11 protein-coding genes are annotated in these 13,210 nt (G+C 68.3%); 8 read left to right on the top strand and 3 right to left on the bottom strand.

Annotated elements, in window-relative coordinates:
* Positions 1–46: 46 nt before the first annotated feature.
* Both cycA and VER16_RS09885 read left to right on the top strand, forming a co-directional pair.
* A complete protein-coding gene (gene cycA, locus VER16_RS09890) occupies positions 47–1,417 on the top strand; it encodes a D-serine/D-alanine/glycine transporter (protein ID WP_324807663.1) in 1,371 nt (456 codons plus the stop codon).
* A gap of 84 nt (positions 1,418–1,501) precedes the next feature.
* Positions 1,502–2,266: a lytic transglycosylase domain-containing protein gene (locus VER16_RS09885; RefSeq protein ID WP_324807661.1), complete on the top strand. Its 765-nt coding sequence runs from the start codon at positions 1,502–1,504 to the stop codon at positions 2,264–2,266.
* A gap of 3 nt (positions 2,267–2,269) precedes the next feature.
* Here the strand turns inward: VER16_RS09885 and VER16_RS09880 are convergent, their stop codons facing one another.
* Together VER16_RS09880 and VER16_RS09875 are read right to left on the bottom strand one after the other, a co-directional pair.
* Positions 2,270–3,781, bottom strand: a complete 1,512-nt coding sequence (locus tag VER16_RS09880) for a hypothetical protein (protein WP_324807659.1) — start codon at positions 3,779–3,781, stop codon at positions 2,270–2,272.
* Positions 3,782–3,803: 22 nt separating this feature from the next.
* Positions 3,804–5,336, bottom strand: a complete 1,533-nt coding sequence (locus VER16_RS09875) for a hypothetical protein (protein ID WP_324807658.1) — start codon at positions 5,334–5,336, stop codon at positions 3,804–3,806.
* Between the two features lie 139 nt (positions 5,337–5,475).
* Here VER16_RS09875 and VER16_RS09870 point away from each other — a divergent pair, with 139 nt between their 5' ends.
* On the top strand, positions 5,476–7,560 hold the full coding sequence (locus VER16_RS09870) for a gluconolaconase (protein WP_324807834.1): 2,085 nt from the start codon (positions 5,476–5,478) through the stop codon (positions 7,558–7,560).
* Here the strand turns inward: VER16_RS09870 and VER16_RS09865 are convergent.
* On the bottom strand, positions 7,538–7,945 hold the full coding sequence (locus tag VER16_RS09865) for a YciI family protein (RefSeq protein ID WP_324807657.1): 408 nt from the start codon (positions 7,943–7,945) through the stop codon (positions 7,538–7,540). The genes VER16_RS09870 and VER16_RS09865 overlap by 23 nt on opposite strands.
* 707 nt (positions 7,946–8,652) lie before the next feature.
* Here VER16_RS09865 and VER16_RS09860 point away from each other — a divergent pair.
* From VER16_RS09860 to VER16_RS09840, 5 genes are all read left to right on the top strand, one after another.
* On the top strand, positions 8,653–9,066 hold the full coding sequence (locus tag VER16_RS09860) for a YciI family protein (protein WP_324807654.1): 414 nt from the start codon (positions 8,653–8,655) through the stop codon (positions 9,064–9,066).
* A 61-nt stretch (positions 9,067–9,127) separates the two neighbouring features.
* Positions 9,128–9,550 (top strand): VOC family protein, encoded by a 423-nt coding sequence (locus tag VER16_RS09855; protein ID WP_324807652.1) that lies wholly within the window; start codon positions 9,128–9,130, stop codon positions 9,548–9,550.
* A 34-nt stretch (positions 9,551–9,584) separates the two neighbouring features.
* Entirely contained in the window at positions 9,585–9,995 is a 411-nt protein-coding gene (locus VER16_RS09850; RefSeq protein ID WP_324807650.1) for a VOC family protein, read from the top strand.
* 58 nt (positions 9,996–10,053) lie between these two features.
* Complete coding sequence (locus tag VER16_RS09845; RefSeq protein ID WP_324807648.1) at positions 10,054–11,304, top strand: RNA polymerase sigma factor; 1,251 nt, start codon at positions 10,054–10,056, stop codon at positions 11,302–11,304.
* Positions 11,305–11,436: 132 nt separating this feature from the next.
* Positions 11,437–13,086, top strand: a complete 1,650-nt coding sequence (locus VER16_RS09840) for a M28 family metallopeptidase (RefSeq protein ID WP_324807646.1) — start codon at positions 11,437–11,439, stop codon at positions 13,084–13,086.
* Positions 13,087–13,210: the final 124 nt, after the last annotated feature.

Raw genomic sequence — 13,210 nt, 5'->3', positions numbered from 1 at the left:
CGCAGAGGACTACCGTCGGAGGCTTCACCCGCCCCTTCCCGCGCCCATGACCGACCCCGCCACGCCCCCCGAACACCTGCGCCGCAGCCTGTCCAACCGGCACCTGCAACTGATCGCCATCGGCGGTGCCATCGGTACCGGCCTGTTCATGGGCTCGGGCAAGACCATCAGCCTGGCCGGTCCGTCCATCCTGTTCGTCTACCTCATCATCGGCGCGATGCTGTTCTTCGTGATGCGCGCGATGGGCGAGCTGCTGCTGTCCAACCTGCAGTACAAATCCTTCATCGATTTTTCCACCGACCTGCTCGGGCCCTGGGCCGGGTTCTTCTGCGGATGGACCTACTGGTTCTGCTGGATCGTCACCGCCATCGCCGATGTCATCGCCATCGCCGCCTACGCGCAGTTCTGGTTCCCCGAGCTGCAGGCGTGGATACCGGCGCTGCTGTGCGTGATGCTGCTGCTGGGCCTGAACCTGGTGACGGTGAAGCTGTTTGGTGAAATGGAATTCTGGTTCGCGCTGATCAAGATCGTGGCCATCTGCGCGCTGATCATCACCGGTGCCGGCCTGGTGGCCTGGGGCTTCACCTCGCCCAGCGGCCATACCGCTTCGCTGTCCAACCTGTGGAATGACGGCGGCCTGTTCCCGATGGGCCTGGTGGGCTTCTTCGCCGGTTTCCAGATTGCGGTGTTCGCTTTCGTCGGCATCGAGCTGGTGGGCACCACCGCCGCTGAAACCGCCGACCCGGAGCGCAACCTGCCCAAGGCGATCAATTCGATCCCGGTGCGCATCATCATCTTCTACGTGCTGGCCCTGGTGGCGATCATGGCGGTGACGCCGTGGCGCCAGGTGGTGCCGGACAAGAGCCCGTTCGTGCAGCTGTTCGTGCTGGCGGGCATCCCGGCCGCGGCCAGCCTGATCAACTTCGTGGTGCTGACCTCGGCCACATCCTCGGCCAACAGCGGCATCTTCTCCACCAGCCGCATGCTGTACGGCCTGGCCGAAGAGGGCCACGCGCCGCGCGGGCTGTCGCGCCTGTCGCGGGCGGCGGTGCCGGCGCGCGGCCTGCTGTTCTCCTGCCTGTGCCTGCTGGGCGGCACCCTGCTGATCTACCTGATCCCCAACCTGGTGACCGCCTTCACCCTGGTGACGACGCTGGCGACGGTGCTGTTCATCTTCGTCTGGTCGCTGATCCTGGTGGCCTACATGGTCTACCGCCGCCGCTACCCCGAGCGCCACGCTGCGTCGATCTTCAAGATGCCCGGTGGCGTGGCCATGTGCTGGGCCTGCCTGGTGTTCTTCGCTGGGGTGCTGGTGCTGCTGAGCCTGCAGGCCGACACCCGCCAGGCGCTGGTGGCCAGCCCGGTCTGGTTCGTGCTGCTGGGCATGGGGTACTGGGTGCGCAGCCGGCGCCGGTAGAGTCGACCAACGGTCGACTCTACCGGGTCGCCTACCAGCCCATTCACCCGGTTTTAGCGGGCGCGGCCGGATCATCCGGCCGCCATGATCCTCCGCCCCGTCATCGCTGCGCTGTTGCTGCTGCCGGGCCTGGCCAGCGCCCGTACGGTCTACCGCTGTGTGCAGGGCAATACGGTCAGCCTGGCCACCGCGCCGGAGCCGGGCTCCCGCTGTACGCCGAAGGAGATCGACGACAACGCCATCCAGACGCCCAACCTGTGGGGCAACATGGGCGTGTTCAGCGGTGTGCTGTACGAACGCGAGCAGGACGGCGTGCTGGTCTATTCCACCCGCAATCTGCCCGGCTCGCGGGTGTTCCTGAAGTTCACCGTCGCCACCCCGCCCGGGGAGCCCGCCCATGAAGGGCTGGGCAAGGTCGGCACGCCGCAGCTGGCCCAGCATGCCAGGCAGTTCAAGGCGGCGGCCAAGGCCACCGGCGTGGATGACGCCTGGCTGCGCGCGATCGCCCATGCCGAGAGCAATTTCGATGCGCTGGCGGTATCAAGCAAGGGCGCGCAGGGGGTGATGCAGCTGATGCCCGACACCGCGCTGGAGTACGGCGTGCGTGATCCGTTCTCGCCACAGCAGTCCATCGACGGTGGCGCGCGCTACATGCGCGCGCTGCTGCGCCGCTACAACGGTGACCGCCCGCTGGCGGCGGCCGCCTACAACGCCGGTATCGGTGCGGTCAGCCGCTACCGCGGTGTGCCGCCGTATGCCGAAACCCTGGCTTACGTGGACAAGGTGATGGCGCTGTACGCGCGCTATCGCGAGGCGATGGGCACCGGCATCGAAGTGCCGGCGAAATAGCGATCATTCAAAGGGATAGAGTGCATAACGTCCGCGGGTACCGACGGCGGCAATCGCCTCGCGCACGTCGTCGCGCTGCAGTACCTGCTGCTTGCGTGCCATGCGCTGGGCGTCCAGCGGCCACTTGGGGATATCGCCGTAATCCTGCACGAACTGCAGGGTGAGCTGGCGCGTCTGCGGATCGTGCAGGCGCGCGATGATCTCGGTGGCGGCCTCATCCAGACGCTCCTGTGCCAGCAGCGCGTGGATGTAGGGCTCGCGATCACTGTTGCCTCGCCCGGCAATGGCGGCGGTGGCGCGCGAGACGCCTGCCGTATCGCCCAGCTGCTGGTAGGCCACCACCCGTACCAGGTCGGCTACGCTTCTGCCGTAGTCGCTGATGTCATGCAGTTCATCCATCAGGGCCAGGGCCTGTGCGGGCTGCCGGTCATCGGCCAGCCACAGGGCCAGGTTCAGCTGCTGGCTGACGGCGGGGTGCCCGTCGGTACCGAAGGTCATGGCGTGGCGCAGGGTGGCCACCGCCGCATCGGTCTGGCCGAGCCGGCGCTGTGCCTCCGCGCGCAGGTTGAGCAGCCAGGCCATCTGCATCAGCGCCTCATCGTCGTGCGCGTAGAAGGCGGGGGTGGCATCGGCAAATGCAGCGCTGGCGTCCAGCAACCCTGTGTTGTCACCGGCCTGCAGCAGGCCGCCCAGCAGCGCATTGATACGTGCCAGCTGGTTGGGATGGGCCTGCACGTCGCCGCGCAGGAGCACCACGTACGGGGCGAGCGCATCATCCACCGTGATCGGTGTGGCGCGGCGAGCCATGGCGGCGTTGAAGCGCCGGTCGAAGCTCAGGAACAGCAGCGGCATGGGCTGATCGATGTGGTCAACGGTACGCTGCAGGGCATCGCTCTGGCCGGCGTCTGCCTGCAGCTGGGCCAGCTTTGCCCAGCGGTACTGCGGGTCCTGGCCTTCGTCGGTCCACTGCGCATCGAACAGGGCCTGCAGCAGGGGCTGGAGGCTTGCATCATCATCGCGCAGTACCTGCGTCAGATGGTTGACCAGTGCCGGCCGGAAGCGTTCGCTGGCATTGCCGGCATCCCACGCAAGCGCTTCGCACAGGGCGCGTGCTGCGTCGGCCGGCCGACCGGCGCGTGTGTAGAACAACGCGCGCATGTCGCGCGGGTAGGTCCGTTCCGGGGTGAGCGCCTGTGCCTTCAACAGCAGGCCCAACGCATCTTCGGTGCGCTTCTCTTCGAGCGTCAGCCAGGCCTCGAGTTCGTAGGTGCCGGCCTGCATCTCATTGCCGCTGCGGGCCAGGCGCGGGTCGGCCCGCAGGCGCTCCAGCAGTGCGCGCGCACGCGGGTAGTCGCCCTGTTCGGCAGCGGTCCAGCCCATGCGCAGCTGCTGGGAGGGCGTGGCCTCGGACATGGCGCTGGAAAGCTTCTGTGCAGGCAGGGTGGCTGCAGCTGCCACGGATATCACCGACAGCGACAGGGCGACGACAAGCGTACGAGCGAAAGCGACAGGCATGTAAAGAGGCTCCAGGAATGTGTCAGCGTGAGCTGTCACTGCCAAACAGGTCGTAGCGTTCGATGCGGCCCAGCTCGGCCACGGCCGCCTGCACATCCGGCCGCGCCTTCAACTGGCGCCAGCGCGCATCCACGGCGGCGGTGGCGGGCAGTGACGGCACCGTGCGCATCTCCTGCAGGGCCAGCAGCGTACTGCCGCGAAGTTCGGGCGAACGCAGCTGCGCGATCAGCGCCCTGGCCGCGTCGTCCATCTGCCCTGTGACCAGCGGCAGTTCGTACTGCATCTCGTGTGCGTCTTCACCCAGCGCGGCCACCCGCTGCCGGGCGTCCGCTGCCGCTGGCGCATCGCCGCCATGGTGCGCAGCCACGAAACGGATGTACTGCTGCTGGGCGGCGCCGTAGCCGACCAGATCCGGCATGGATGCGATGCTGGCGCGTGCCTCTTCGTACTGGCCGCGAGCGCACAGCATCAGCCCCACGTTCAGCTGATGAACCGCCGCGTACGGCCTGCCTTTGGCCAGCCGTGCGGCCATGCGCGCGGTCTGCAAGGCGGCGTCGGACTGGCCCATGCGCCGCTGGGCGACGGCGCGGCTGGCCAGCAGCCAGCCTGCCCACTTCCCCTCCGGCTCTTCGAGTTGACCGCCCTTTGCTGCGGCGTCTGCAATGCCATCGGTCATGGCCATCACCTGTGCGGTGTCGCCCAGCGTGAGGGCGGTGGCGCTGAGCAGGGTGAGGCTTGAATCGTTCCCGTCGCTGAGCGAGGCACGCACGCGCAGGTCATCCATCTGGCGTTGCGCTGCGAGGCGCGGGTCGAAGCGCGGGCTGCTGCGGTCGACGTAGGCATCAAAGCGCTTGTCGCTGCGCAGCTGGATCAGTTCCATCGGCCCATTGATGCGCGCAATGGTGGCGCGCACTGCATCGCCGTCACCCGCGTCGTGCTGCAGACCGGCCAGGGTCAGCCACAGCTCCACCGGTTCGTCGCCTTCGTCCAACCAGTGGTTGTCGAACAACGCCTGCAGGAACTCACGGCGCTCGGTGGGCGCTTTGATGAGGTTGCGCTGCATCTTGCTGACCCGCTCGATATTGATCGGCATCGGCCCCACGGCATTGCCGATGGCCCGCACCATCAACGCAGCAGCGGGTTTGACGTGCCCCTGCGCTGCCTCGATCGCGCTCAGGGTGAACAGCGGCAGTACCTGGTCAGGTGCCAGCGCGATGGCCTGCTGGGCGCGTTCGGTGGCACGCGGAAACCGGCGCAGGGAGGCATCGGCCCAGGCGGCGGTGCTCAGGACGCGGGCCCGCAGCTCGGCCGGCGCCGAGGCCATGCGTGGATCGTCCAGGGCCGCATCGAAGGCCAGCGCAGCCTCCGGCAGGTTGCCTTGCTGCGCCAGCTGGACGGCGCGGTCGACTTTCTCTTCGAGCCCGGCATCGCGTTGTTCGGCGTTGATGGCCGGGACGCCGTCCTGCGGTGATGTGCGGTGGACGGCCGGCAAGGCACATGCGGGAGCAGACAGTGCTGCGGCCAGCAGCAGGGAAGCGGAGGTACGCAGAGCCATGCGGGCAACCATCCTTGGAATGCGCTGGGAATGCGCTGATTGAAGCCTGATCGCGAGGCCGTTACAAGTGTCGCCCTCGACGCCGCTGCGGCCAGCGTCTATCGTCGTGGCCACTTTCGGGTTGGGGCGAATGCGAGCGATGGCACGGCGGCAATGGGTGGCAGTGGGTGCAGTGGTGGCGGCAACGGCAGCCGCGCTCGCTGCGACATGGTGGCAACACCCCGCGCAGGCACCGGCCGCGCCCGCTGGCCCGCTCCCTACGCCGCTGGCCTGGACGGCACAGATCGAGCCGCTGGCCGGTGATGGCCACCCCGGCGACCGTGACGGTGCCTCGGCCCAGGCACGCTTCGCCGAGCCCTACGCGTTGTTGCGCGCGCCCGATGGCAGCGTGTATTTCACCGACGCCGGTGACAACAACCGCATCCGCCGCCGCCTGCCCGATGGCCGGGTGGAAACCGTAGCGGGGCAGGGCGAGGGCCTGGCCGATGGGGCTGGCCTGCAGGCACGCTTCAATACGCCCTCGGGCATTGCCGCCGACGCGCAGGGCAACCTGTACGTGGCCGACACCGGCAACCACGCGATCCGCCGCATCGGCACCAATGGCCAGGTGACCACCGTGGCCGGTGGCACGCAGGGCTTTGCCGATGGCCCGGCGGCGCAGGCGCGCTTCGATGGGCCGATGGGTATCGCGGTGGATGCGCAGGGCCAGGTATGGGTGGCCGATACCTGGAACGACCGCATCCGGGTGATCGGCACCGATGGCAACGTCCGTACGCTGGCCGGCGGTGACCGTCCCGGCTTCGCCGATGCGGTGGGCGGCGAGGCCCGCTTCGATACACCGGTGGCGCTGGCCTTCGACGCGCACGGTGCGCTGCTGGTGGCCGACTTCTTCAACAACGCGGTGCGTCGCGTCGGTGCCGATGGCACGGTGAGCACCGTGGTCGGCAATGGTGGCGTCATCAACGGTCCACTGTCGCTGGCCACGACCCACGACGGCGTGCTGTACGTGGGCGACTTCGGCGGGCGCATCGTGCAGGTGACCCCGCAGGGCCACCAGATCGCACTGCTCGGCAACGATCGTCTGCCACGCCTTGCCCGGCCCAGCGGCTTGGCCGTGGAGGACGACGGCAGCCTGCTGGTGGCCGACGCCGCCGGCTACCGCGTGCACCGCGTGCGCCCGCTGGCGGTGGGCGCGCTGCCGGCACCGGCGCTGGTGGGGCCCGCCGCGGATGCCGCCTTGCCTGATACCGGCGGACGCTGGCCATTGGCCCCGCAGCAGGGTTGGCACGAGGTGGTGGGCACGCTGGGCGAAGTGCGTGGCACCTTCACCGGCGAGAGCCGCCACCACCTGCACGGCGGCTTCGACGTGCGTGGCGACGTGGGCCAGAGCGTGCTGGCCATTGCCGAGGGCAAGATCAGCAGCCCGATTGCGGCGTGGAGCCTGGGCGGCCAGGCCGAAGGGCTGGCGGTGGGGCGGTTGAACTATATCCACATGCGGGTGGGCCGTACTCCTGCCGGTGAGCCGTTCGACGCGCGCTGGCAGCCGCTGTACGGCGAGGACGGCACGCTGGAGCGCATCCGTGTGCGGCGTGGCACGCGCATCCATGTTGGCGACCGGCTGGGCAGCATCAACAGCCAGGCGCACGTGCACCTGCAGGTGGGCACCAGCGGCTTCGAGACGAATGCGGTGGCGCTGGGCTTCACCGGCTATGCCGACCACTTCGCACCGCGCATCACCGACGTGGGCCTGCTGGATGACAACGACCAGCCGCTGGCCGCCGGCAGCGACGGCGTGGTGATGCTGGCCCGGCAGGGACGTGGCGTGCAGATCGTGGTGGAGGCCTGGGACCAGGTGGACAACAACCTGCCGCGCCGCCGGTTGGGGCCGTACCAGGTGGGCTACCAGATCCTCGACGCGGCCGGGCAACCGCTGCAGGGTTACGAGCAGCCGCGCTGGAACATCGTGTTCAACCGCATGCCGCCACAGAAACAGGCGGTGAAGGTGGCCTATGCGCCGGACAGCGGCATTACCGTGCACGGCAGCGCGGTGACCCGCTTCCGCTACCTGGCCACCAACACCGTGCGCGATGGCCTGATGGAAACCGGTCGCTGGCAGCCGGCGGCGCTGCCGCCGGGCGAGTACATCATTCGTGGCAGTGCGCGCGATTACAGCGGCAACGAAGGCATCGGCAAGCGCGATGTCAGGGTGCGGCTGCTGCCATAGCCGCCGCCGGTGCGCCGCAGCGTTCGCGCTCGGCGTCCATGTCTTCCAGCGGCCGCACTTCGATGCTGCCGAAGCGGGCCCAGGGGAATTGGCGGGCGATGCGCATGGCGTCGTCGCGGTCGCGCGCGCGGATGAGGTTGAAGCCGGCCAGCAGTTCGCGGGTTTCGGCGAAGGGGCCATCGAGCACGCGGCTCTGGCCATCGCGCACGCGCAGGGTCTGGGCGGTGTCGACCGGCTGCAGTTTCTGCGCGATGAGCAGGGTGCCTTCGGCCTGCAGTTGATCGGCATGGGCGAGGCAGTCGCGCATCAGCCTGTTGAATTCCTCGCTGGGCAGGGCCTGCAGCAGGGCAGGTTCGATGTAGATGATGAGCAGGTACTGCTGCATGGCACGGTCCTGGTGGGGCGGAGGCGGGGGTTCCATGATGGCGCAGGTCTGCGTGGTGGCATGTTGCAGCGCGAAAGGCCGCCTGCGGCGGGGGATCGGCGAACGGCGGGGCCCCTCCGTGGTGGGGGGGCGAAAGCCTTGGCAATGTGGTTTGGCCGGGAGGGTGGGTTGGCTGGGGGACGCCGTGAATCCGTCCATGGAGGCTCGGTCGCCGCATCCATGCGGCTCACGCCCCCAGCCAACCCACCCTCCCGGCCACGGACACGTTCCCGCGCGCCCACCACGGGAAATCAACAGCAAAGGCAACAAGCGGGTCGCTTCGCTCGCAAAGCCGGGGCCGCCAGCGCGCTGCTTTGGCCGTTGCTTCTGCTCTTGCCTTTTCTCTTGATCTTCCGTGGTGGGGGGACGCGGGAAACTGTCAGAGGCCGGGTGGGTAGGCGGGGCGGGGGTGTCCGCGGCATGGATGCCGCGGCCAAGCCCCCAGGGATGGGTTCACGGCGTCCCCCGACCCGTCTACCCACCCGGCCAACCCCGGTAATCGAGCAACCCAACACCCACCACGGAGGGGCTCCGCCGTTCGCCGATCGCCCGCCGCAGGCGCGCTCTCCGCGCAGGAAAAAAATTTTCAACTGACCTGTCGATTCCCGTCCCCCCGGTTCGTCGTACCCGATGAAGGGCACGCAGAACGCCGCCCACGGGAGACCGACATGAAAGTGATGGTGATCGTCAAAGCCAACGCCGATTCCGAAGCCGGCCGCATGCCCAGCGAGCAGGAACTGGCCGACATGGGCGCCTACAACGAACAGCTCGTCGCCGCCGGCATCATGCTCGCCGGTGAAGGCCTGCACGCCACCGCCCGTGGCCGCCGCATTCATTTTGGCGCCGCCGCCCCGCAGGTCCAGGCCGGACCCTTCGGGCCGCCCAGCGAGCAGATCGCCGGCTTCTGGCTGTGGAACGTGCGCTCGCTGGACGAGGCCACCGAGTGGGCCAGCCGCGCCCCGTTCGGCGCTGGCGGCACCCTTGAACTGCGCCCGCTGATCACCGCCGAGGATTTCGGCGAAGCCTTCACCCCCGAATTACAGCAGCAGGAACAGCGTCTGCGGGAAAAGCTGGAAGAGTGATTGGATTGCGGTGACCCCTCGCCGGGTGTGACCCGGCGCTACCAACCTACGGAGCATTGCCATGAAACTGATTCCCTTCCTCGGCTTCAGCGGCCAGGCCCACGATGCGATGGCGTTCTATGCCAAGGCACTCGGTGGCCAGGTCACCTCGGAAATGAAGTACCGCGACATGCCGCCGTCCGATGGCTCGCCAGGCTGCAATGAGATGCCAGCGGAGACCCTCGACCACGTGGCGCACAGCCAGCTGGAGATGGGTGGCGCCATCCTGATGGCCGCCGACGGCCCCGGCGGCGGCGAGGGCGGTTCGACCACCATCAATGTCGACGTCGACAGCATCGAGGAAGCCGAGCGCGTGTTCGCCGCGCTGGCCGAAGGCGGCCAGGTGCAGATGCCGATTGCCGAAACGTTCTGGGCCCATCGCTGGGGCATGCTGATCGATCGCTACGGCAAGCCGTGGATGGTCAACTGCATGAAGCAGCCCTGATTCCTTTCCATCACCCGCAGAGGACACCGCAACGATGAGCGCACCACAACCGCAGATGATCTTCGTCAACCTGCCCGTGCAGGACCTGCAGCAGTCCAAGGATTTCTTCAGCGCGCTGGGCTACAGCTTCAACCCGGCCTACACCAACGACGATGCAGCCTGCATGGTCATCAGCGAGAGCATCTTCGTGATGCTGCTGGTCAAGCCGTTCTTCCAGCAGTTCACCAACAAGGGCATCGCCGATGCGCATGCGCAGACCGAGGTGATCACCTGCCTTTCCGCAGCCAGCCGCAAGGCGGTGGACGCGCTGGTGGACAAGGCGCTGGCTGCCGGTGGCAGCGAACCGCAGCCGGCGCGTGACTATGGCTTCATGTACCAGCGCGGCTTCCAGGACCTGGACGGCCACCTGTGGGAAATCGCGCACATGGACGGCGAGCCGGGCTGATGGTTGGTGCTGCGCGGTGGCGCTTGTGCGGGCACGGCGTGCGTGCTGTGATCGGCGCATGACCGAGCCCGCACTCAGCCAGCGCCTGGAAACCCTCTGGCGGATGGAATCGCCGGTGTTGATCGCGCGCCTGGCGCGGCTGCTCGGCGGTGATGTCGGCCGCGCCGAGGAGCTGGCCCAGGACACCTGGCTGGCCGCGCTGGAGCGCTGGCCAGCACAGGGCATCCCGGACAACCCCGGAGCCTGGCTGATGACCACCGCGCGCAACCGTGCCATCGATGTGCTGCGCCAGCACCAGCGCGTGGCACAGCAGCATGCGCAATGGGGCGAGGAACTGCACCCGGCGGCGCTGCCCGCACCCGATGACAGCCAGGCACTGGAAGACGACCTCGGCGATGACCTGCTGCGGCTGATGTTCGTGGCCTGCCACCCGGTGCTGCCGGCCGATGCGCGGGTGGCGCTGACCCTGCGCCTGCTGGGCGGGCTGACCACCACCGAGATCGCCCGCGCCTTCCTGCAGCCGGAGCCGACCATCGCCCAGCGCATCGTGCGCGCCAAGCGCACCCTGGTGCAGAAGCAGGTGCCCTATGAAGTACCGCGCGCCGAGGCGCTGCCCGAGCGGCTGGCCTCGGTGCTGGAAGTGATCTACCTGGTCTTCAACGAAGGCTATGCGGCCAGTGCCGGCGAAGACTGGATGCGGCCGGCACTGTGCGAGGAGGCGTTGCGCCTGGCGCGCATCCTGGCCCATCGGATGCCCGCGCCGCCGGTGCTGGGGCTGCTGGCGTTGATGGAACTGCAGGCCTCGCGTGCCGCCGCGCGTGTCGATGCGCACGGGCAGCCGGTTCTGCTGGACGTGCAGAACCGCGCGCGCTGGGACTGGCTGCAGATCGAACGGGGGCAGCAGGTGCTGGCCCGCGCCCTGCAGGCCGGTGGCAGTGACGATGCCTACGTGCTGCAGGCACGCATTGCCGCCTGCCATGCCAGCGCTCGGCGTGCCGAGGCGACCGATTGGGCGGCCATTGCCGCGTTGTATGCGCGGTTGCTGCAGGTGATGCCTTCGCCGGTGGTGGCCCTCAACCGGGTGGTGGCGGTATCACGCAGTGACGGCGCGTTCGCGGCATGGGCGTTGTTGCAGCCGTTGCTGGTGGATGCGCGGCTGCAGGGCTATGCGCCGTTGCAGGTGGTGCGTGCGGAGCTGCTGCTGCAGCTGGGGCGGGAACCGGATGCGCGGGAGGCGTTTGCCGCGGCGGCGGCGTTGACCGGCAATGCGCGCGAGCGGGCATTGCTGCTGGCGCGTGCCCAGCGATAAGCGGCATCCACGCATGGCGTGGAGTGTCGACCAAGGTCGACACCTGCCAGAGCGAAACGCCGTTCCAGCGACCGGGCGCAGCCCTGCCGATTCCCATTACACTCCGGAAGGATTTTCCTGCTGGAGAGAGCAATGAAACGAGCAGTACTGGGCATGCTGGCCCTGTCGGTGTCGAGCGCACTGATGGCGGCCACGCCGAAATTCGATGGCGCGCGGATCTCCGCCGACGTCAAGGAACTGGCTTCCGACGCCTACGAAGGCCGCTCGCCGGCCACCGCAGGCGAAGAAAAGACCATTGCCTACCTCAGCAAGCAGTTTGCCGCCGCCGGCCTGCAGCCGGGTGGCGACCTGCAGGACGGCAAGCGCCTGTGGACCCAGGCCGTGCCGCTGCGCAAGGGCGACATCGTCGGTACCCCGCAGCTGGCTCTGCACCAGGGCGGCAAGACCCTTACCCTCGACCAGGGCAAGCAGATCGCCGTGCGTGCCGCCATGAACGGCGCCACCACCGTCGACATCAGCAAGGCCCCGCTGGTCTTCCTCGGCTATGGCGTGAAGGCGCCCGAGCGCAACTGGGACGACTTCAAGGGCGTGGACCTGAAGGGCAAGATCGCCGTCGTGCTGATCAACGACCCCGATTTCGAAACCGGCAAGGGCGATTTCGACGGCAAGGGCATGACCTGGTACGGGCGCTGGCCGTACAAATACGAAGAAGGCGCACGCCAGGGCGCGCTGGGCGTGCTGATCGTGCACGAGACCGCACCGGCCTCGTACGGCTGGGCCACCGTGGCCGGCTCCAACACCAACACCATGTTCGACGTGGTGCGCGACAACCCGGGCGAGACCCACCCGCTGCTGGAAGGCTGGATCCAGCGCGACCTCGCCGTCGAGCTGTTCCGCGCCGCCGGGCAGGATTTCGAGGCGCTGAAGAAAAAGGCGCAGCAGCGTGACTTCACCCCGGTGCCGCTGACCGGCGCCAGCCTGGATGCGAAGTACGCGGTGAAGACCGAAGTGATCACCTCGCACAACGTGGCCGCACGCCTGGAAGGCAGCAGCCACCCCGACGAGACCATCATCTACAGCGCGCACTGGGACCACATCGGCGTGGGCGAGCCGGATGCACGCGGCGACCGCATCTTCAACGGCGCGCTGGACAACGCCAGTGGCACCGCCTCGCTGATCGAACTGGCGCGCGGTTTTGCCAAGGGCCCGCGCCCGCAGCGTTCGCTGCTGTTCCTGGCGGTCACCGCCGAGGAAAAGGGCCTGCTGGGTTCGGAGTACTACGCCACCCATCCGCTGTACCCGCTGGAAACCACGGTGGCGGCGATCAACATGGACGGCATGGCGCCGTTCGGTCCGTCGCGTGATTTCGGCATCTACGGTACGGCGCGCTTCGAACTGCTGGACCAGTTGAAGGACGTCGCCAAGGGCTGGGACATCCGCTACACCCCGGACCCGAAGCCGGAAGCAGGCCTGTTCTTCCGTTCCGATCACTTCTCGTTCGCCAAGCGCGGCGTGCCGGCGCTGTCCTGGTCGGCCGGTGAGGACTGGGTGGACGGCGGGGTTGCCGCTGGCAAGAAGGCCTCGGCCGATTACACCGCCAAGCGCTACCACCAGCAGGGCGACGAATGGCAGCCGGACTGGGTGTTTGCCGGTGCCGCCCGCGACCTGGAAGTGCTCTACACGCTGGGCAACCAGCTGGCCAATTCGCGCAGCTGGCCGAACTGGAGCACCGACGAGTCGTTCCGCGCCGTGCGTGACAGCAGCGCCGACCAGCGCAAATAAGGGAGTGCGGGGCGCTGCCCCGCCACCCTTCGGTAGCGCCGGGCCATGCCCGGCGTTGCCGTAACAGCTTCCATCCCCGGTTTCCGGGGCTTCGTCGCAGGTCGCTTGTTCGCCCGCCGGGCCG

It is taken from the genome of Stenotrophomonas sp. (genome assembly GCF_035634915.1).
In the GTDB taxonomy this organism is placed as follows: domain Bacteria; phylum Pseudomonadota; class Gammaproteobacteria; order Xanthomonadales; family Xanthomonadaceae; genus Stenotrophomonas.
Note: the sequence above shows the minus strand (reverse complement) of the source record. Positions and strands in the feature narration are given on the sequence as shown.